This is a genomic window from Streptomyces sp. x-80, assembly GCF_046549095.1.
Lineage (GTDB): Bacteria > Actinomycetota > Actinomycetes > Streptomycetales > Streptomycetaceae > Streptomyces > Streptomyces celluloflavus.
In genome coordinates this window covers 1-18,886 of the sequence record NZ_JAJPWM010000030.1, presented here as the reverse complement: position 1 = coordinate 18,886, position 18,886 = coordinate 1, and the positions used below count along the sequence as shown (strand labels likewise).

Sequence of the window (18,886 nt, the reverse complement as noted above, 5' to 3'; positions counted from 1 at the left end):
GCTATGACCTGGGACACATGGGATGCCCTGGGAATGGGAGATGTCGTGAGCAACGAAAGCCTGGCCAACCTGCTCAGGGAGGAGACGGAACAGTGAACGAGCCTTCTTCCCTCTCCAGCCTGCTCAAAGAGGAGCGGCGGTTCGACCCGCCCGCCGATCTGGCCGCGAACGCCAACGTCACGGCAGCCGCGTACGAGCAGTCCGCGGAGGACCGGCTGGGATTCTGGGCCGAGCAGGCGAAGCGCCTGACCTGGCAGACCCCGCCCACCCAGACACTCGACTGGTCCAACGCGCCCTTCGCGAAGTGGTTCGCCGACGGCAAACTCAATGTCGCGTACAACTGCGTGGACCGGCATGTGGAGAACGGTCTGGGCGACCGGGTCGCCATCCACTTCGAGGGCGAGTCCGGTGACTCCCGGGCAATCACCTACGCCGAGCTCCAGCGCGAGGTCTCCCGGGCCGCGAACGCGCTGATCGAGCTGGGTGTGCACACCGGCGACCGGGTCGCCATCTACATGCCGATGATCCCGGAGACGGTCGTCGCCATGCTGGCCTGCGCCCGGCTGGGCGCCCCGCACTCCCTCGTCTTCGGCGGCTTCTCCGCGGAAGCGCTGGCGACCCGGATCAACGACGCCGACGCCCGCGTCGTGATCACCGCCGACGGCGGCTACCGCCGCGGCAAGCCGTCCGCCCTCAAGCCCGCCGTCGACGAGGCACTGACCAAGCCGGGTACGGAGAACGTCCGCAGCGTTCTCGTCGTACGCCGCACCGGCCAGGACCTGGCCGCGGCCGGTGGCACCTGGACCGAGGGCCGGGACGTCTGGTGGCACGAGCTCGTCGAGCGGCAGAGCCCGACGCACACGCCCGAGGCGTTCGACGCCGAGCACCCGCTCTTCATCCTCTACACCTCCGGGACGACAGGTAAGCCCAAGGGCATCCTGCACACCACCGGCGGCTACCTCACCCAGGTGTCGTACACCCACCACGCGGTCTTCGACCTCAAGCCGGAGACCGACGTCTTCTGGTGCACCGCCGACGTCGGCTGGGTGACCGGCCACTCGTACATCACCTACGGCCCGCTCTCCAACGGCGCGACCGAGGTGCTCTACGAGGGCACGCCGGACACCCCGCACCAGGGCCGCTGGTGGGAGATCGTGCAGAAGTACGGCGTCACGATCCTCTACACCGCGCCGACCGCGATCCGCGCCTGCATGAAGTGGGGCGACGACATCCCGGCGAAGTACGACCTGTCCTCGCTGCGCCTGCTCGGGTCGGTCGGTGAGCCGATCAACCCCGAGGCGTGGATCTGGTACCGCAAGCACATCGGGGCCGACCGGACGCCGATCGTCGACACCTGGTGGCAGACCGAGACCGGCGCGATGATGCTCAGCCCGCTGCCGGGCGTGACGGCGACCAAGCCCGGTTCGGCGCAGGTCGCGCTGCCCGGTATCGCCGCGACCGTGGTGGACGACGACGCCCGGGAGGTCCCCGACGGCGCCGGCGGCTACCTCGTACTGACCGAGCCCTGGCCGTCCATGCTGCGCACCATCTGGGGCGACGACCAGCGCTACCTCGACACGTACTGGTCCCGCTTCGAGGGCAAGTACTTCGCCGGTGACGGCGCGAAGAAGGACTCCGACGGCGACATCTGGCTGCTCGGCCGGGTGGACGACGTGATGCTGGTGTCCGGCCACAACATCTCCACCACCGAGGTCGAGTCGGCGCTGGTCTCGCACCCGAAGGTGGCCGAGGCCGCCGTCGTCGGTGCGACCGATCCGCAGACCACCCAGGCCATCTGCGCCTTCGTGATCCTGCGCGGCGGCGCCGAGGAGGGCGCGGGCCTGGTCGACGAGCTGCGCGCGCACGTCGCCCAGCAGCTCGGCCCGATCGCCAAGCCCAAGCGGATCATGCCGGTCGCGGAGCTGCCCAAGACGCGCTCCGGCAAGATCATGCGGCGGCTGCTGCGCGATGTGGCCGAGAACCGCGATCTCGGTGACGTCTCCACGCTCACCGACTCCTCCGTCATGGACCTGATCCAGGCGAAGCTGCCGAGCTCGCCCGGCGAGGACTGAGCGGGTCCGTACGCGAGGGGGGCACCGGCCGTTGCGGCCGGTGCCCCCCTCCGGCGTTCCCGGCGGCCCCGGCCGGGCCTCCCACCGGGCCCGCCGCCCACCGCGCCCGGCATCCGGGCCCGTCGCCCGGCCCGTCATCCCAGCGGCCGCACGCCCGATATGCCCGTAAAGTTATGGGCACGGGCTAGCCCCTTGCGCACGCCAGGTAAAGTAGCCACTGCGTCAATGACACGCTAAGAAACTCTGGGTGCGCCGGGAAGTCTGGTCGGCAACTGCAACAGCCGTACACAGCTGCCGAAGGGCCGGAGGTCACCGCGTGAGCGCGCCCAACAACCGTCGTTCTCTCTTCCTCGGACGAATGCCACTGCCCGAGCGAAGGTTCATCGCCGATGCACTGCGTGCCGAGACCGTCGGCGGGGTCCTTCTCCTCGTCGCCGCCGTCGTGGCCCTGATCTGGGCAAACACCCTCGGTGACAGCTACGAGGCGATACGCGGCTTCCACCTCGGCCCCGCCTCCGTGGGGCTGGACCTCTCCGTACAGCACTGGGCCGCCAACGGCCTGCTGGCCCTCTTCTTCTTCGTCGCCGGCATCGAGCTCAAGCGCGAACTGGTCGCCGGCGAGCTGCGCGACCCCAAGGCCGCCGCCCTCCCCGTGATCGCCGCGATCTGCGGTATGGCGATGCCCGCGCTCGTCTACGCCGCCGTCAGCGCCTTCGGCGGCGGCTCGCTCCAGGGCTGGGCGGTCCCCACCGCCACCGATATCGCCTTCGCGCTCGCCGTCCTCGCCGTCATCGGCACCTCCCTGCCGTCCGCGCTGCGCGCCTTCCTGCTCACGCTCGCGGTCGTCGACGACCTCTTCGCGATACTGATCATCGCGGTCTTCTTCACCTCGAAGATCAATTTCCTGGCGCTCGGCTTCGCCGTCGTCGGCCTGGTGATCTTCTACGTACTGCTCCGCAAGGGCGTCCGCGGCTGGTACATCTACGTCCCGCTGGCCCTGGTCATCTGGGGCCTGATGGAGAACAGCGGGGTGCACGCCACGATCGCGGGCGTCGCGATGGGCCTGATGCTGCGCTGCACCCGCCGTGACGGCGAGGCGCACTCCCCCGGCGAGCACATCGAGCACCTGGTCCGCCCGCTCTCGGCCGGTCTCGCGGTGCCGCTGTTCGCCCTCTTCTCCGCGGGCGTCTCCATATCCGACGGCGCGGTGCGCGACGTCTTCACCCGGCCCGAGACGCTCGGCGTCGTCCTCGGCCTGATAGTCGGCAAGGCCCTGGGCATCTTCGGCGGTACCTGGTTCACCGCCCGCTTCACCAGGGCGAAGCTCAACCCCGACCTCCGCTGGCCGGACGTCTTCGCCGTCGCCTCGCTGGCCGGCATAGGCTTCACCGTCTCGCTGCTCATCGGCGAACTGGCCTTCGCCGACGATCTGGCACTGGCCGACGAGATCAAGGCGTCGGTGCTGCTCGGCTCGCTGATCGCCGCGGTGTTCGCCGGGGTCCTCCTCAAGATCCGCAACACCAAGTACAAGAGGCTCTGCGAGGACGAGGAGCGGGACGAGGACCTGGACGGCATCCCCGACATCTACGAACTCGACAAGCCCGAGTACCACCTGCGGATGGCCGCGATCCTCGAAGCGAAGGCCGCCGAACACCGGCGCCTGGCCGAAGTGGCCTCCAGCACCCATGCCGGGGACGATGGTCCGGCATGATCTGAGAGGCTTTGCATCCGGTGAAGAGATGAGGGAGACGGCGATGAGCACAGCCGACGACGGCGCGGACCGCAGCCTCGGGCAGCTGGTGGCTTCGGCCACCGCCGAGATGTCCGCGCTGGTGCACGACGAGATCGCGCTGGCCAAGGCGGAGATCCGCAAGGACGCCAAGCGGGCGGGTATCGGCAGCGCCGCCTTCATCGTGGCCGGGGTGCTGGGGATGTTCGCCCTGCCGGTGCTGAGCTTCGCGGCGGCGTACGGCATCCACAATCTCGGGCTCGGGCTCGCCTGGTCCTTCCTCATCGTGGGCGGCGCCTTCCTGGTGATCGCCGCGGTACTGGTGCTCATCGCGCTCGCCAAGCTCAAGAAGATCAAGAAGCCGGAGAAGACCATCAACTCCGCCAAGGAGACGGCCGCCGTGCTCCAGAACGCCAAGCCGCACCCGCGGGCGGAGCCCGTGGACCACCCGGTCCTGGAGTCTGTGACACGCTCGTCGGTATGACAGTCCCCGACAGCACCGCCTCGGTCGTACGGATCGACGGCCCCTGGTCGCATCGGGACGTCGCGGCGAACGGCGCGCGCTTCCACATCGCCGAACTGGGCGACGGCCCGCTGGTGCTGCTGCTGCACGGCTTCCCGCAGTACTGGTGGACCTGGCGGCACCAGCTGCCCGCGCTCGCCGACGCCGGCTTCCGCGCGGTCGCGATGGATCTGCGGGGCGTCGGCGGCAGCGACCGCACCCCGCGCGGCTACGACCCGGCGAACCTCGCCCTCGACATCACCGGCGTCATACGGTCCCTGGGCGAGCCGGACGCGGCACTCGTCGGCCACGATCTGGGCGGCTATCTCGCCTGGACGGCGGCGGTGATGCGGCCGAAGCTGGTGCGCCGGCTGGCGGTGTCCTCGATGCCGCACCCGCGGCGCTGGCGCTCGGCGATGCTCGCCGACGTCAAACAGAGCGTGCAGAGCTCGCACATCTGGAACTTCCAGCGGCCCTGGCTGCCGGAACGCCGGCTGATGGCGGACGACGCGGCGCTGGTGGGGCGGATGATCCGCGACTGGTCGGGGCCGCAGCTGCCGGACGACGACGCGATCGAGGTCTACCGGCGCGCGATGAGCATCCCCTCCACGGCACACTGCTCGATCGAGCCGTACCGCTGGATGGTCCGGTCGATGGCCCGTCCCGACGGCATCCAGTTCAACCGGCGGATGAAGATGCCGGTACGGGTGCCGACGCTGCATCTGCACGGCTCACTCGACCCGGTCATGCGCACCCGCAGCGCGGCCGGCTCCGGCGAGTACGTCGAGGCCCCGTACCGCTGGCGCCTGTTCGACGGACTCGGCCACTTCCCGCACGAGGAAGATCCGGAGGCGTTCTCCGCCGAGCTCATCAACTGGCTCAAGGACCCCGAACCGGACCGGTGAGGCCGGCGGACCGGTGGTCTTGGGTGATGCTCCGAACGTTCGTCTGACGAACAGCCAATTGCCTGGCGCATAGGCCAATTGGCGGCCTCCGAGGCGGTTACGGACCTTGGGGCACGGGCAGAGTCGAGGGTATGGGCTGGACGCACGACTACCGTGACGTGGCACGCAACCGCCGCAGCAGTGCCGCTGCCGTGGGCACTCGGGAGAGGGACACCTCGGACCTCAGGTCCGACGACTCCCCCGACTCCGCGCACCCGATGGGCATCCCGCGTATCTTGCGCCGCAGAGCGCGCTGGATGAGCGCGCGTCTGCGCCATCCCCGCGGCTGACCCGCACGGGCGGCGCGGGCCGGTCTTCGTGGGTTCCTGGCTTCCGCACCGCCCGGCGCTCAGATCGCGCAGCCCTGGGTGTCGACCCGCCGCACGGCTGTCCGCCCCTTGACGATGTCCTGGTGGACCTCGTCGACGGTCAGCGCGTAGCCGGTGTTGGCGTCGTCCAGGGACTTGGCGAAGACGACTCCGTAGACCTCGCCGTCGGGGGTCAGCAGCGGGCCGCCGGAGTTACCCGGGCGGACGGTGGCGTAGAGGGAGTAGACGTCGCGGCTGACCGTGCCCCGGCGGTAGATGTCCGGGCCGTTGGGCTGGATACGGCCGCGGATGCGGGCGGGGCGGACGTCATAGCCGCCGTTCTCCGGGAAACCGGCGACGATGGCGCCCTTGCCGCTGCTCGCGTCCCCGGCGGCGAACCGCAGCGCCGGGGCGGTCAGCTTGGGCACGTCGAGCACCGCGATATCGCGCTCCCAGTCGTAGAGCACGACCTTGGCGTCGTAGGTGCGGCCCTCGCCGCCCACCTGGACGGTCGGTTCGTTGACACCGCCGACGACGTGGGCGTTGGTCATCACGCGGTGCGGCGCGAAGACGAAACCGCTGCCTTCGAGGACCTTGCCGCAACTGGGAGCCGTACCGACGATCTTGACGATGCTCCCCCTGGCCTGCGCCGCGACCGGGCTGTTGGCCAGCTTGGGGTCGGGCGGCGGCACCGAGGTGATCGGCTCGTTGGAGAACGGCGTGAAGACCTGCGGGAAGCCGTTCTGCGCGAGGACGGCGGAGAAGTCCGCGAACCAGGTACCGGCCTGCTGCGGCATCACCCGGGACACGCCCAGCAGCACCTTGGAGTTCCGCACCTCCTTGCCCAGCGTCGGCAGGGACGTGCCCGCCAGGGCCGACCCGATCAGCCAGGCGACCAGCAGCATCGCCAGCACGTTGACCAGCGCGCCGCCGGTCGCGTCCAGCGCGCGCGCCGGTGACCAGGTGATGTGGCGCCGCAGCTTGTTGCCCAGGTGCGTGGTGAGCGCCTGGCCCACGGACGCGCAGACGATCACGATGGCGACCGCGCCGATGGCCGCGAAGGTGCCGGGCGTGGCGTCCTCGGTGATCTTGTTCCAGATCACGGGCAGCAGATAGACCGCGATCAGGCCGCCGCCGAGGAAGCCGATCACGGACAGGATGCCGACGACGAAACCTTGCCGGTAGCCGACGACGGCGAACCACACGGCCGCGAGCAGCAGCAGGATGTCCAGGACGTTCACGATCGACACGCTCTCACGACCGCCAGTCGAGCGGGACCTGCTTGGCTCGGTCCCATGGAATCTCCCACCCCGCGTAATGCAGGATCCGGTCGATCACACCGGCCGTGAAACCCCAGACCAGGGCGTCCTCGACCAGAAATGCCGGGCCGACGTGGCCGCTGGGGTGACGGGTGGTCACCCGGTGAGCGGGATCCGTGAGATCCGCCACGGGAACCGTGAACACCCGGGCGGTCTCCGCCTCGTCCACCGCGCCCACCGTGCTGGGCTCGCGCCACCAGCCCAGCACGGGCGTCACCACGAAGCCGCTGACGGGGATGTAGAGCCGCGGCAGCACGCCGAAGACCTGGACGCCGGACGGATCGAGCCCGGTCTCCTCCTGGGCCTCGCGCAGTGCCGCCCGCACCGGGCCGCCGGCTTCGGGGTCGCCGTCCTCCGGGTCGAGGGCGCCCCCGGGGAAGGAGGGCTGGCCGGCGTGCGAACGCAGGGTGCCGGCGCGCTCCATGAGGAGCAGCTCGGGGCCGCGCGCACCATGGCCGAAAAGGATCAGCACCGCGGACTGCCGGCCGCCGTTCTCGGGCGGCAGGAAGCGGCTGAGCTGGCGCGGTTCGATGGTGGCGGCCGCGCGGGCCACCGGCGCCAGCCACTCGGGCAGGCCCTCGGCCGTCACGGCCGCCCGGCCGGACGCCGCGGCGAGCGCGGCCGCCCCGTGCTCCTGCGCCGGTTCGCCGTACTGCTCCCGTGCACTCGTCATACGCGCCCCCTCGGGTCCTGGCTTCGGTGGCCGGCCGCTTCGGCCGGCGCTCCCGCGGTCACCGCGGGAGCCGTCATCGGGCCGCCAGCGGGGCCGCGGGCCGGCCCGGATAGTCGGCCGGCGGCCGCAGCCGCTGGCCCGGCTGGCCGCCCATCTCGTACTTCAGCAGCTTCTTCGCCTTCTCCGGGTCCGTCTCGCCCTCGCCGTACGAGGGGCAGAGCGGGGCGATCGGGCAGGCGCCGCAGGCGGGCTTGCGGGAGTGACAGACGCGGCGGCCGTGGAAGACGACGCGGTGCGAGAGCATCGTCCACTCGCTCTTGGGGAAGATCTCGGCGACGTCCGCCTCGACCTTCTCCGGGTCCTCCTGGGTGGTCCAGCCGAAGCGGCGCGCCAGCCGGCCGAAGTGGGTGTCCACGGTGATGCCCGGGACGCCGAACGGAGTGCACACATTAGCATCATGGCTCTGATCTGCGGTGATGCTTCTCTCACAGGCACAGGCGTTACCCAAGACTACGAAGGCGGTTTTCCTGCCGACACCGGGGAGCTTGACCATCTCCTCAAGCGTCCCGGGCACCCGCCCGCCGTGGTTGTGGACGATCGCGGCAGCCATCTTCGTGATGCTCCGGGTCTTGGCTCTGAAGAACCCAGTGGGCTTGATCAGCTCTTCTACATCCGCCGGGTCCGCCCCGGCCAGATCTGCGGGCTTCGGGTACTTCGCGAAGAGCCGGGGCGTTGTCTGGTTCACGCGAAGGTCCGTGGTCTGGGCGGAGAGGACCGTCGCAACGAGAAGTTCCCAGGCGTTCCGGAAGTCGAGTTCGCAATGTGCGTAGGGGTACGTCTCCGCAAGGACACGGTTGATCTTGAACGCCCGGCGCTTGAGCGCTAGCGGAGTCTCTGACCGTCGGCTCACCATGGCCCCAAGAGTACGGTTCAGCACCGACAGGAGACCGCGAAAAGCCCCGTTCGGCCACCGGAAAGGGGTGGTGACCGAACGGGGCTGAGGCCCGCGCAGGAAGCGCTAGAAGGGCTTTTCAAGCTCTCCGGGAAGTGGCCCGGGGGTGCGGTCCGGCGCGTGGTCGGGGCAGGCGTAGAGGGTCGTCCCGGGGCCGCAGGTGCTCTGTATCCACCGAACAGCGACGGGGGCACTCGTGAGGCGGTGGCACTGGCAGCAGACCGCGACGGGCACGGGTGGTGTCGGGCTGGTCGATCCCTTGCTCATCATGCCGACACCCCCGCAGCGGTGAAGTGCTCGGCCGTGAAGGGTGCGCCGGGGTAGCTGTAGGGGTAGTCCACGCCCATGGTTGCGAGCGCTGCCGCGCGGCGCCGTTCGCGGATTACCTGGAGTGCGAGCGTGGCTTCGACTTGCTGCCGGAAGATTGCGCGGGCTTCTTCTTTGGTCGGGCTTGTCCACGGGCGGGACCAGGGGCTGACGGGCTCTGCTGAGGGCGCGGGCTGGTCGGCCTGATATTCGGCGGTGTGGCGTCCGGGCCGGCGGGGGGTGAGTGCGGTGAGCATCCACGCGAGGATGCGGGCGATAAGATCGCGCATGTCGTTCAGCTCCAACTAGCTGTTCGGCGGAGCCCCGGCGGACCGGTCCTAAGCGGTCTTCCGGGGCGCTTTCGTGTGTGACGGTAGCGAACTCCTATAGGTACGTCCAGGTACGTTCTCGGACGCGCGGGCGTGATCCGGGTTCTCTAGGCTCGCTCTCATGGCAGCGAGCGTCATCGACTACGAATCTCCGGTCCCGCCGTACCGACAGATTGCGGCCGACCTGGTCCGCGACATTCAGAGTGGCGCGTTGGCCGTGGACCGGCGGGTCCCTTCGGAGTCGGCACTGATGCAGACGTACGGGGTTGCGCGGAACACGGCCCGGCACGCTGTCAGCTATCTGCGGGATGAAGGTTGGGTCTACACGCTGCCGCAGCGCGGGACGTACGTCCGTGACCGCAGCGAGCCCGCCGGCGGGACCGACTAGGGTCTGGTCCGGGCAGGCTCGCTGCTTGGCCCCTCGGGGCAGCTGCTGTCAGCTGTGGGGGCGTGTCCGAACGAGTGGTGGCCCGCCCGGACAGCAGAGGCTCCGCCCGCACGCCACGGGGGCCGCACATGGGAGAGGCCCGTCCAGGGGCTCAGGCGGCTTTCCAGTGCGCTGCCCAGCGTCGGGACGCGTCAAGGACTGTGGCCGTCCACGGGTCCGGGCTGTCACCCGCGATTTCTTCCCACAGGTTCGCGGTCGCCAGCGCAAAGGCCGTGACGGCTTCCAGTTTGGCTGCCTGCCATGCCGGAATGCGCGCCGCCCATTCCTCCGCCGACTGGGGGTCGTGCTTGCCCGCTGCCATGAGCCACACGGCCCAATGGGCAGCGTCTAGCCATGCCGCCCCGCGTGAGGCCCAAGCCCAGTCAACGAGATACGCGGCGCTGTCCACCATGACGTTCTCGTTGTTCAGGTCCGTGTGAATCAGCGAGTTGCCCGCGAAGTGCTCAAGGTCGGACGGCTTGGCCGCGTACGCCGCAAGTCGCTGTTCTGCGTGCCGCAACTCGATATCGGGGCAGGCGACTTCCCCTAGCCGGCACAGCAGATCAGCCACCTTCGGGAGATCTGCCGACTCTGGCGAGTAGTCCGCGTGGTGACCGTTGAGAGCTTCAAAGCCCAGGAGTACCCAACCGGCTTCCTCAACCTGCCAGAGAAGGGCGGGCGCGATGCCGCGAAGGTACGGGTTCACTTCGGCTTCTCGGCGCTGAGTCCACACGCGCTTATGGTCGGCTCTCAGCCCCTTTACGAAACAGGAACCATTGGCAGTGAATACCCGCGCGGCGATTTCGCTATTGAAGCCCTGACTTACCGTTTCGGCTTTGATGATCTCCCCGGCTTGCGTCTCGACGCCAGCGAGCACGGCGGGCGGTAGATCATCGAATGACATTCGCTCAGTTGCCACGGTCCCCAGACTCTCACACGACGGCCCGTGCGGGCCCCGCAGCGAGTGAACGCCACAGAGCCCGCACAGGGTCTTACAGGTGTGTACCGGCCTGATGGTTACTGGTACGGGTTGTCGTCGCCGCACCCCGGCGTGGTGCCTTCGGTCAGCGACTCCACGTCGTCCACGATGACCAGTCCGGCGGGTTCCGGAGTCTTCGGTCGGTCGGCCGGGTCCGGGGTGAGTTCGGACACCGGGCGGGGCGTGATTTCGACGGCTACAGCGCTCATGCCGCGTCATCTCCGTTTCCGTGTTGGCAGTAGGTGTTTAGTGGTGCCTTCGCTTCCTGGTACGCCTTAGCGAGTGGCCGACATACCCGGCAGGTTGCCGAGAGTTTGCAGCCGCTACAGCCGCCAGAGCGAAGCATTTGGGCGTCTGCGATTGCGGGCAGACGCATAAGGCCGTCCAGACCCTCAGCCATAAGGCTTATGGGGTTTTCCCGGCCGATCTTGCACATGGTGGCGAACCCATGAGGGTCCACGTGAAAGAAAGCGTGTCCGGCAGGGCAGCCCTTAAAGACCGTGGACTTGTCCAGGAATCCGGGAGCCTGAGCGGCAAGTGGTTCGGGGCTGCCGTCGTAGGTCGGGGAAATGTTCGCATACTCGGTGTACGTCGTCGCGTACTCCTCCGCGATTTTCCGCATGGCCGTCACTTCGTGTGCGTTGTGTTTTGTGACGATCAACGCGAGTTCGAGTGAGATGCCCGCCTCTTTGGCCGCCCGGAGCCCTTTCATGAGCAGGTTGTGCGCGCCCGGCTTGCGCGTGAGTGAATCGAAGCTCTCGGCACTCGCCCCGTACAGGGAAATCGTCACCTTGTGTGGCGGCATCGAAGAAAGGAGTTCTATCGTTTCCGGCCGGTGCAGTCGAGACCCGTTCGTCAGAATCTCGATGAGCATTCCCAGCTCGAACGCCTGCCGGTAGGAGTGTGCGAAGTCCCGGTCAATGGTGGGCTCACCTCCCGTGAACTGGAGCCACAAGACCCCCGCATCCCGGAGCATCAAGAGCAGCCGGTCTTTCTCCTCGCGCGGCAGCCCCTCAAATTTCCGTTCGGCAAGGTAGCAGTGCTCACAGTTGAAGTTGCAGCCCTTATTGATCTCCCACGTTGCCCGACTGTAATTCAACGGAGTGAGCGGGCGAACCAACACGTTGCCGCTTGCCGGGCGTCCGGCGAGTTCGAGCCCCCATGCCTGCCGGGCAGCGTCGGCCAGCCACCCCGGTACCGGCTGCCCGCTGACGACTACGTCGGACAACTCACGGTGCATGGCGTGCGGAATCTGCATTCCCTTACGCGCACCGGGACGCGCGATGACGAACTTCTCTCCCTGCGGACTGGCAATCACCTGGTGCATGGGACCTCCAGAGTGTGGTTCCACGGCCGGCTACGGCTGTCCGTTCACGTAACCAGGCGGGGGCTAGTGGAATTACTTAGAACAAAGACGACACGGAATCTTGCGTGCTTGTAACGCTTTTTCGAGTGACCACACCCGAATATTTCGCGTGGTGTGCCTGCCCAACCCAACGCAAGTATCGGCAATGTGATACCGCCCACCGGTCGGGGTAACGTAAACAGCTGTGGTGATTTCCTGGTGTCCCATGACCTAGCTACCGCCGCTTTCCTTCGGGGGTTGATGTCCGACCGGCTGCCCGCCGTCACAACAGACAGCCGGTCGGGGTGGTTCCCGCCCCCTCCCGGGAACTTCATTCCGTGGGGGATGGAATGTGGGTGCATCCGGAAGGGGGCGGGGGTCAGTAGGTTGTGCGGCGGTGACGGGCCCGACGGTGACGGGCGGACTGGGTAGAGGCACGGGGGGCTTGGGGGATGTGGACGACTCCCGACGCCTGATCCAGTGCGCCGCCAAGCGGCGTCCACCAGCCCCCCGGGGAAGCCGCGTACGGCCCGTGCGGCGCTGCGATGCAGTAGGGGCAGGCGAGTGGGCAAGTCGTCAGGGTGCCGTCTGGTGAGTAGGTGACCATGCCACGGAGGCCGGGCGTGACGACCGGTGCAACAGGTCGCGCCTGTTCGGCGCCTTCGTCGGTCGGCGGGGTGCACTTGTCCGCCATGAAGGGGCGGACAAGCTGACAGTCCACGTCTTCCGGAGGCTCAGTCATGTGCCCTCCCGTGCGGGTGCCGGCGGAGTTCCACGTTGCAGTCAGTCGCTGCCGCCCAGTCGGCTCGGCCACGGGCGTCGGCACGCTGACGGACCAGCGCTTCGCACACGTCGCAGTCGGCGGCGGGGTCGGGGTCTAGGGATGGGTCACCCAGCCACACCGGCCGGGGGCGACCTGGGTCGTACGCGTCAGGGCGGGGCGGGCGCCTGTGCATTACTCCTCCGCCTCCGGCGCGATTCGGTCTGGGCACTTCGGCGACGGGCACCGACACGGCGGCCAAGCCAGCGGCGACGACCAACTAAGGTCCGCGCCCTCACGTGGGGCCTCGTCCGCCACTCCGCCGCCCCGCTGATCCGTGGCCCGCTTGTGGGGGTGCTGCCCGATGATTTCGCTGTGTCCCTGAACTCCCCGGGCGTCGCGCCGTGTCCACGCTGCGGCCCGACCTTTTACGGCTGCGTAGCAGATTCGGCAGCCCTCCACGGGGGCAGGACCAAGAGTGGGCACGCGCAGCGCCGGAAGCTGCGCACGGCCACCGCGTAACGGCTGTTGCCGGTTCGGTAGTTCGGTCGCCATAGCTGTGCCCTTCGTCTCGCGGCCCCCGTTGCGCCTGACCATCCAAGAATCGGCCTCCGGACGTAGGCTCAACAGGGGCGGAGTCTTAACTCCGCAGCAGTTAAGACCCAAGATCATTAAGGCGGTCGCACACCTGTGGCAATGGAAGACGACAACGGCCAACCATCCCCACCCATAAGTCTGTTGGGGTTCTTTGGTTCGCGAGTGCTCAAGCTCCGCATCGAACGTGGTTGGTCGCAGGCGGAGTTAGCCACCGCAGCGCATACCACGGGAGCCATGGTCAGCTACGTGGAGAACGCGAAGCGGGTACCGTCTGCCGACCTAGCGCATGATCTCGATAGGGCGTTCGGCGTGGACTTCTTCGGCGAGTTCTACCCATTGGTGGTGAGGTACGCCTACCCGTCGTGGTTTCTGCCGTACGTCGAACTTGAGCGCAACGCTTCGGCGATCCGCTCATTTCAAAGCCAGGTCATCCCCGGCTTGTTGCAGACAGAGGTGTACGCGCGGGCCATGCTCACTCCGGTACGGCCGGACAACTTGGACGATCTTGTTGCCGCCCGCATGACGCGCCAAGCGATCTTCGAGCGAGCGAATCCCCCACGTACGTGGTTCATCGTGGATGAACAGGCGCTACGCCGGAAGATCGGCGGCCCTAACGTCATGGCCGAGCAGCTTGAACGCCTCCTGACGGCAAGCCAAGACCCACGGGTTGTCATTCAGGTGGTGCCGGACGACATCGCTGCACACCCAGGACTGGCCGGTCCTTTCACTCTGCTCACCTTCGATCAGGGGAAGGACCCGCAGACCAGCGACCGCAAGCCACCACATGACGTGCTGTACGTGGACGCTTTCTCCCAAGGGCGGACAGCTTTGGACACGATCGAAGTCACAGCAGCAACCCACGCTTATGATCTCCTCAGAAGTTACGCCCTGTCGCCGGAGGGCTCTGCCGCCCTCATCGGCGATCATCTGGAAGGACTGAAAAAGGCATGACCAGCGCAAGCACACTGCCAGTTCGCTGGCGCAAGTCCAGCTACAGCAGCACCAACGGCGGTGAGTGCATCGAGATCGGGGAAGGGATCAGCGGTGTTGTTCCCGTCCGTGACTCGAAGGACCCGCAGGGCCCCGTGCTCACGATCGCCCCGGCCGCCTGGTCGTCGTTCGTCTCGGCCGTCCAGAGCGGCGAGTTCACCGGCGCCTGACTCTGCCCCACAACGCAGTTGAGCCCCGCAGTCCTTCTTCGGACTACGGGGCTTCTTGCCGCCCTTCGTGGGAATTGGGGGTCCGCCGGCGCCCGCCTGGGGGCGCTAAGCGAGTAGGCCGGGCGCTTCGGGGTAACCCTGTGAGGCTCATGAGACGGCCGGGCTCGCGTCGCCGGGCAGCTCCTGATGGTGCCCGTGCTCGCCCCAGTCGCACGCGGACCACACTCCCCCGGGGTAAGGGAGGTACCGCCCGGTCTCACCGCTCGCGTACCACTCTCCGTGTCCCACGAGTGATTCAGAGCGTGCGCACCGGGCGACGACGCGGAACCCTTCGTAGCGCCGCGGACTGTCGCTTAGCAGCCGCGCTACCAAGAGACCCTGCGCCCGGAGAACCGCCGCTACGTCGCCACATTCGCTTACGCGCTCTACTGCCAGCGGTCGCGGCAGTACGTCGCACTCCTCCCAGGTAAGACGGTTGTCGCCCAGCTCGGGCACGAGGACCCGCAGCTCAATCCCGCCCACAACAAACCGACCGCCTGGTTTATTTTCTTCTGCCACTGCCAGTCCACCTCTTTGTGTACCTTGCATGCGGTTTGCGGCGGAGACCCACACCCCGTCATTTCCGCCCACACCAATGCATCCCCTGTCACCACTAACTTACCGGGCGCCACTGACATAACCGAACAGATATGCGGGTGCCTTACATGGACATGAACAGCGTTCATCACCAGGGACTGTTGCGTCATAGCAAGAAAGCCCCCGCCGAAGCGGGGGCTGACTGGGATGTGCATGCCGGTCTTCTACACGGCAGCGCCCTTGCGGGTCAGGCGCGCGGTCATGACGGCAGTGAGCCTGTCCGCTTCTTCCTGCGTCTGGGCAACGGCCTTGATGTACCGCTTGCCGAAGGACTTCAGGCCCTTGCTCCGGGCTTCCCTGACCGCCTTCGGTGTGGTCCCCATGTCCGCGGCAAGGTCTTCGTCAGCGGTGTTGCCGTAGACCGGCACGGGGTCGATACCGAAGGTGGCGCGGAGCACGTACGACTGCCCCTCCCCCATCGTGTCCAGCACGCCGTGTACAAGCGCGCGCTTCACGCGGGCGGCTTCACGGGTGATGTCGTCGGGGGTAATGAGGTCTTCCGGGACGCCGTAGTTCGACGTGCCAGGCTCCCAGGGCTCACCACTGTCTCCGGCCCCGGGTGCCGGAGCGTCCAGGCTGTCCGCGCCTTGGTAGGCGAGCCGGGCGGCGTGGGCCCGGTCCGCGCTCAGGCGGCGCCCGGCCGGCGGGACGGTCTGGGCAAGCTTCTCCGCAAGGAACGGATCTCCGCCGGAACGATTCAGCATGGAGAGAAACGTTTTTGCCGCGTCCGGGTCTGCACCCTGGTTGCGCTCGGCGCGGGTGGCGCCCAGGAGCATGGTCTCCACGGTGGTGTAGGCGAAGCCCAGGAAGTCCGTGGTGACGTTCTCGTCAAACCGCGTGAGGGCTTCCCAGACCGCTATGCGGCCCATCTGTTCGAACTCTTCCCGATAGCCGTCGTGCCGCGGACCGCTCTCCGCCATGCGGCGGGCCGCCTTCCGGGCGAGAACCGCTATCCGCGATTCGGTGGCTTCGATGACCGTTGTCGTGGCCTCAAGGTCGTTGGCCTGGGCAGCGCGGACGGTCGAAAGTGCAAGCGTGCTGGACACGGGCGGGCTCTCCTTGGCGTTGGCTCACCCGTGGTCTGGTGAGCCGATTGCCCGGAGAGGGCGAGAGCCGTGAAACGCGCTAACTGGCCGGTGCCGCGCCTGTTTTTGGGCGCACGAATCCCAAGGTCAGGCGCAATGAAGGCGCGACAGATCAAGCCCCGTCCGGGGGTGCTTGACGGGGCTTGATCAGGGCCGGCGTCTTACGGAAATCGGCGCTCGTGCGTACGCCGATTTTTGGTTTTCACGGGCGTAGATCGCTGGCAGCGATGGAGAGTTGTGGGAAATTCAGAGCCGTGACCACGACTCATCCCCAGGTAGGACAGGCACGCAAAAACGCCCCGGCGCGTGACCGGGGCGTTACCTTTTGCGATACCTGCGGAGGATGGACGCGGGTACCTACTCACGTGAGTAGGTACTGAATCCGCCTGCTAGAAATCAGCGCCGTACAGACTGCCCCACGAGCGCCCGCCGATCTGGGCTTTAGCGGTGATGGGCACGCCGTACAGATCGAAGGTCATCGCCTTCTCAATCGCGCGGGCCACGTCGCGGGCATCCTCGCGCGGGGCGGACACGAGAACTTCGTCATGGATCGGGAGCTTGAGCATGTCGAGACACCCGGTCGATTCGATGTTCAACAGCGCCTGTCCCAGGCAGTCCCGCGCCACGCTCTGGCATGCGTAGTTGACCACCGCGTAACTCCGGTCCCTGTCCAACGGGAGCCGGCGCCCGGTGGCGGAGACGAAGACCATGGCGGACTCGTGCGCCTCACGCTGCCACCGCCGGGACGCTCGCTTGATTTCCGGGTACAGCCGGTCGTACTCCGCGAAGGCGCGGGCCATCGCCTCTTCACTCGCCCCGGTCTGGCGGGCGGCCGTGCGAACCCCTCCGCCGTACACCTTCGAGAACCCGGCCCCCTTCATGACTTCCCGGTCCGCCTTTGTGGCGCCCTCACCTTTGACGAGTCGCGCCGTGAACCAGTGGATGTCGTCGCCCCGGAGGAACCCCTCCTTCATACGCTCCACTCCCGCCAGCGCGGCAAGAACTCTCATTTCAATGGCGCTGAAGTCCACGCTCACCATGACGTGGCCAGGGTCCGCGAGTAGGGCCCGGCGGATCATCTGGTCTGAGCTGGGCAGCGTCTGAAGCGCGGGCCGGGTCACACTCATCCGGCCCGTCCGCGCGGCCATGGAGTGCACGAAGGGGTGGGTGCGACCCCCGGCGTCCATGACCTCAAGGAAGGTGTCCGCGTAGGCGCTCCGCCACTTCCCGGCCCGCTTGCTCCTGATCACGGCTTCCGCGAGCGGGTTGGGCGGGCGGACGTGAAGGCGCTCACCCTGAAGACTCAGGTCCGCAAGCGCGGAGAGAACGGCCTTGTCCACCTTCAGGGCGCCGCTCCCGGTACGCTCCGTCAGATGCTCGCCCATGCCAACGAGCGCTTCGGCAATGGCCTTCGGGCTGTTGACGTTCTCGACTCCGTACCGGCGGGCCACGTCCGCGAAGTGGTGCTCTTCGCCGGTCAGGGTGGCGCGCAGCTCGTGAACGTAGGTCTCGTCCAAGACCATGCCGGCGCGCTGCATATGGGTACAGATCCGCGCTAGTTCGTGCTCGTACTGGACGAGTCCGGGCCGCACGCCCAGGCGGTCCAGCTCCCGCGTGAGGATGGGGTCCAGGCGGGCGACGTAGATGCAGTCCAACCCCGCGTACAAGTTGAAAACGGGGTGGTCCAGGGGGATGCCGGCCCAGCCGGTGGCCTTCGTCAGGCCCAGGCTCCGGAAGACCTGGGTCAGGTCCCCTTGCGTGTCCGGGGCGGAAGGGTCCACGTAGTAGGCAGACAAGGGCTTGAGAGCGGTCCCAATGCCGCCCTCCTGGGGCTGCCGCGGGTCTATGAGCCCGGCCTTAAGCCGGGTGTCCGTGGTGCGCGGTGCAAGCGATTCGAGCGGCGTTCCGGCGTGCTTGTCCAACACGGCCCAGTCGAATGGAGCGTTGTGGATCTGGAAGCGGTCTACGCGGCGGAGGGCAGCGCGAGCGGCGGACTGGAAGGCGGGTCCGCGTTCCCAGTGGATGACCCAGGCGTCCCGCTCGTCCCCGAACTGGACCGTACGGAGGCGGTATTCGGGGCTGTAGATGTCCAGTCCGCTGGTCTCCGTGTCGAGTGCGACGGGGCCCCGGCGGTTGGCGCGGGCAAGCCAGGAGCTGAAGCGGGTGAGGTCTTCGCGGGTCTGGGGGACGTGGACGGTGACGGTCTCCCCGGCCACGGCGTGGCGGTAGGTCTGCAAGGTCTCTCCCCGTGAACGGGGGCAGAGCCCGCCCGGCACGCACGAAGGGCAGGAGCCCACCCGGTCGTTCTGGGCGGGCCCCTGCCCGTGCTGTGCGGTTGTCCGGTCAGTCCATGAGCCGCCGGAACGCTTCGAATGCCTGAGCGGGGACAACTCCGTTGCCCAGGGCCTTGAGTTGGTGCTTGCGGGTCAGTCCGGGGATGGCGGTGACCCAGCCGGCGGGCAGGCCCATGAGCCATTCGCACCACCGGGGAGTGAGCCGGATGCCACCGCGCGGCCCGCGCTCCGCGGGCGGAGGGGAGGCGCGTCCGGTCAGCTCCTCCCAGCGCCTCACGGCTGGGAGGTATTCGCCCCACCATGCGGAAGGAGAACGACGACCGTCCGGAGATTCGAAGAACCCTGACGGGTCTTCGATTGGCCCGGACCGTCCAAACCGTCTGAGGCGGTCGGAGTGGGGAAGAAGAAAACAAGCCTCATCGGCCAGGGTTGCGGCGTGAGGCTGGCTGGCTGGGGGGGGGGGGGGGCG

18 protein-coding genes are annotated in these 18,886 nt (G+C 67.8%); 8 read left to right on the top strand and 10 right to left on the bottom strand.

The features are described from left to right. Positions 1–92: 92 nt before the first annotated feature. From acs to ACLJWH_RS37790, 5 genes are all read left to right on the top strand, one after another. The gene (gene acs / locus ACLJWH_RS37810; protein ID WP_411146337.1) at positions 93–2,072 is read left to right on the top strand and encodes an acetate--CoA ligase; all 1,980 of its coding nucleotides are present in this window, start codon (positions 93–95) and stop codon (positions 2,070–2,072) included. A gap of 358 nt (positions 2,073–2,430) precedes the next feature. Then, on the top strand, positions 2,431–3,783 hold the full coding sequence (nhaA, locus tag ACLJWH_RS37805; RefSeq protein ID WP_411146336.1) for a Na+/H+ antiporter NhaA: 1,353 nt from the start codon (positions 2,431–2,433) through the stop codon (positions 3,781–3,783). Positions 3,784–3,826: 43 nt separating this feature from the next. After that, positions 3,827–4,285, top strand: a complete 459-nt coding sequence (locus ACLJWH_RS37800; protein ID WP_411146335.1) for a phage holin family protein — start codon at positions 3,827–3,829, stop codon at positions 4,283–4,285. Next, positions 4,282–5,208, top strand: coding sequence for an alpha/beta fold hydrolase (locus ACLJWH_RS37795; protein ID WP_411146334.1), 927 nt, complete (start codon positions 4,282–4,284; stop codon positions 5,206–5,208). Before ACLJWH_RS37800 ends, ACLJWH_RS37795 begins: the two co-directional genes overlap by 4 nt. Before the next feature lie 131 nt (positions 5,209–5,339). Further along, a complete protein-coding gene (locus tag ACLJWH_RS37790; RefSeq protein WP_411146333.1) occupies positions 5,340–5,537 on the top strand; it encodes a hypothetical protein in 198 nt (65 codons plus the stop codon). 59 nt (positions 5,538–5,596) lie between these two features. Here the strand turns inward: ACLJWH_RS37790 and ACLJWH_RS37785 are convergent, their stop codons facing one another. From ACLJWH_RS37785 to ACLJWH_RS37770, 4 genes are all read right to left on the bottom strand, one after another. Then, positions 5,597–6,796 (bottom strand): MarP family serine protease, encoded by a 1,200-nt coding sequence (locus ACLJWH_RS37785; protein ID WP_411146378.1) that lies wholly within the window; start codon positions 6,794–6,796, stop codon positions 5,597–5,599. Between the two features lie 13 nt (positions 6,797–6,809). Further along, a complete protein-coding gene (locus ACLJWH_RS37780) occupies positions 6,810–7,547 on the bottom strand; it encodes an NUDIX hydrolase (protein WP_411146332.1) in 738 nt (245 codons plus the stop codon). A gap of 73 nt (positions 7,548–7,620) precedes the next feature. Next, on the bottom strand, positions 7,621–8,460 hold the full coding sequence (gene nth, locus ACLJWH_RS37775; RefSeq protein WP_411146331.1) for an endonuclease III: 840 nt from the start codon (positions 8,458–8,460) through the stop codon (positions 7,621–7,623). Positions 8,461–8,765: 305 nt separating this feature from the next. Beyond that, the gene (locus ACLJWH_RS37770; protein WP_411146330.1) at positions 8,766–9,095 is read right to left on the bottom strand and encodes a hypothetical protein; all 330 of its coding nucleotides are present in this window, start codon (positions 9,093–9,095) and stop codon (positions 8,766–8,768) included. A gap of 160 nt (positions 9,096–9,255) precedes the next feature. On the opposite strand from ACLJWH_RS37770, the gene ACLJWH_RS37765 reads away from it, so the two are divergent. Then, positions 9,256–9,522 (top strand): GntR family transcriptional regulator, encoded by a 267-nt coding sequence (locus tag ACLJWH_RS37765; protein WP_411146329.1) that lies wholly within the window; start codon positions 9,256–9,258, stop codon positions 9,520–9,522. Between the two features lie 151 nt (positions 9,523–9,673). On the opposite strand, the gene ACLJWH_RS37760 is transcribed toward ACLJWH_RS37765, so the two are convergent. The 3 genes from ACLJWH_RS37760 to ACLJWH_RS37750 all read right to left on the bottom strand — a co-directional run bounded on the left by ACLJWH_RS37760 (position 9,674) and on the right by ACLJWH_RS37750 (position 11,867). Next, complete coding sequence (locus ACLJWH_RS37760) at positions 9,674–10,480, bottom strand: aminoglycoside phosphotransferase (RefSeq protein ID WP_411146328.1); 807 nt, start codon at positions 10,478–10,480, stop codon at positions 9,674–9,676. 98 nt (positions 10,481–10,578) lie between these two features. Next, positions 10,579–10,749 (bottom strand): hypothetical protein, encoded by a 171-nt coding sequence (locus tag ACLJWH_RS37755; protein ID WP_411146327.1) that lies wholly within the window; start codon positions 10,747–10,749, stop codon positions 10,579–10,581. Beyond that, complete coding sequence (locus tag ACLJWH_RS37750) at positions 10,746–11,867, bottom strand: radical SAM protein (protein WP_411146326.1); 1,122 nt, start codon at positions 11,865–11,867, stop codon at positions 10,746–10,748. Before ACLJWH_RS37750 ends, ACLJWH_RS37755 begins: the two co-directional genes overlap by 4 nt. Positions 11,868–13,341: 1,474 nt before the next feature. On the opposite strand from ACLJWH_RS37750, the gene ACLJWH_RS37745 reads away from it, so the two are divergent. Next, a complete protein-coding gene (locus ACLJWH_RS37745; protein WP_411146325.1) occupies positions 13,342–14,193 on the top strand; it encodes a helix-turn-helix domain-containing protein in 852 nt (283 codons plus the stop codon). Next, entirely contained in the window at positions 14,190–14,402 is a 213-nt protein-coding gene (locus tag ACLJWH_RS37740; protein WP_411146324.1) for a DUF397 domain-containing protein, read from the top strand. The genes ACLJWH_RS37745 and ACLJWH_RS37740 overlap by 4 nt, the downstream gene beginning before the upstream one ends. Positions 14,403–15,202: 800 nt before the next feature. On the opposite strand, the gene ACLJWH_RS37735 is transcribed toward ACLJWH_RS37740, so the two are convergent. The 3 genes from ACLJWH_RS37735 to ACLJWH_RS37725 all read right to left on the bottom strand — a co-directional run bounded on the left by ACLJWH_RS37735 (position 15,203) and on the right by ACLJWH_RS37725 (position 18,694). After that, a complete protein-coding gene (locus ACLJWH_RS37735; protein WP_411146323.1) occupies positions 15,203–16,084 on the bottom strand; it encodes a hypothetical protein in 882 nt (293 codons plus the stop codon). Positions 16,085–16,512: 428 nt separating this feature from the next. Further along, complete coding sequence (locus ACLJWH_RS37730; protein ID WP_411146322.1) at positions 16,513–18,360, bottom strand: DNA polymerase; 1,848 nt, start codon at positions 18,358–18,360, stop codon at positions 16,513–16,515. Positions 18,361–18,466: 106 nt separating this feature from the next. Next, positions 18,467–18,694, bottom strand: coding sequence for a hypothetical protein (locus tag ACLJWH_RS37725; RefSeq protein ID WP_411146321.1), 228 nt, complete (start codon positions 18,692–18,694; stop codon positions 18,467–18,469). Positions 18,695–18,886 lie beyond the last annotated feature (192 nt).

What these genes read in the sequence shown, in the direction of transcription:
- nhaA (WP_411146336.1), top strand. Translation starts at nt 2,431, where the DNA reads ATGCCACTGCCCGAGCGAAGGTTCATCGCCGATGCACTGCGTGCCGAG.
- ACLJWH_RS37800 (WP_411146335.1), top strand. Translation starts at nt 3,827, where the DNA reads ATGAGCACAGCCGACGACGGCGCGGACCGCAGCCTCGGGCAGCTGGTG.
- ACLJWH_RS37795 (WP_411146334.1), top strand. Translation starts at nt 4,282, where the DNA reads ATGACAGTCCCCGACAGCACCGCCTCGGTCGTACGGATCGACGGCCCC.
- ACLJWH_RS37790 (WP_411146333.1), top strand. Translation starts at nt 5,340, where the DNA reads ATGGGCTGGACGCACGACTACCGTGACGTGGCACGCAACCGCCGCAGC.
- ACLJWH_RS37780 (WP_411146332.1), bottom strand. Translation starts at nt 7,547, where the DNA reads ATGACGAGTGCACGGGAGCAGTACGGCGAACCGGCGCAGGAGCACGGG.
- nth (WP_411146331.1), bottom strand. Translation starts at nt 8,460, where the DNA reads ATGGTGAGCCGACGGTCAGAGACTCCGCTAGCGCTCAAGCGCCGGGCG.
- ACLJWH_RS37770 (WP_411146330.1), bottom strand. Translation starts at nt 9,095, where the DNA reads ATGCGCGATCTTATCGCCCGCATCCTCGCGTGGATGCTCACCGCACTC.
- ACLJWH_RS37765 (WP_411146329.1), top strand. Translation starts at nt 9,256, where the DNA reads ATGGCAGCGAGCGTCATCGACTACGAATCTCCGGTCCCGCCGTACCGA.
- ACLJWH_RS37755 (WP_411146327.1), bottom strand. Translation starts at nt 10,749, where the DNA reads ATGAGCGCTGTAGCCGTCGAAATCACGCCCCGCCCGGTGTCCGAACTC.
- ACLJWH_RS37750 (WP_411146326.1), bottom strand. Translation starts at nt 11,867, where the DNA reads ATGCACCAGGTGATTGCCAGTCCGCAGGGAGAGAAGTTCGTCATCGCG.
- ACLJWH_RS37745 (WP_411146325.1), top strand. Translation starts at nt 13,342, where the DNA reads ATGGAAGACGACAACGGCCAACCATCCCCACCCATAAGTCTGTTGGGG.
- ACLJWH_RS37740 (WP_411146324.1), top strand. Translation starts at nt 14,190, where the DNA reads ATGACCAGCGCAAGCACACTGCCAGTTCGCTGGCGCAAGTCCAGCTAC.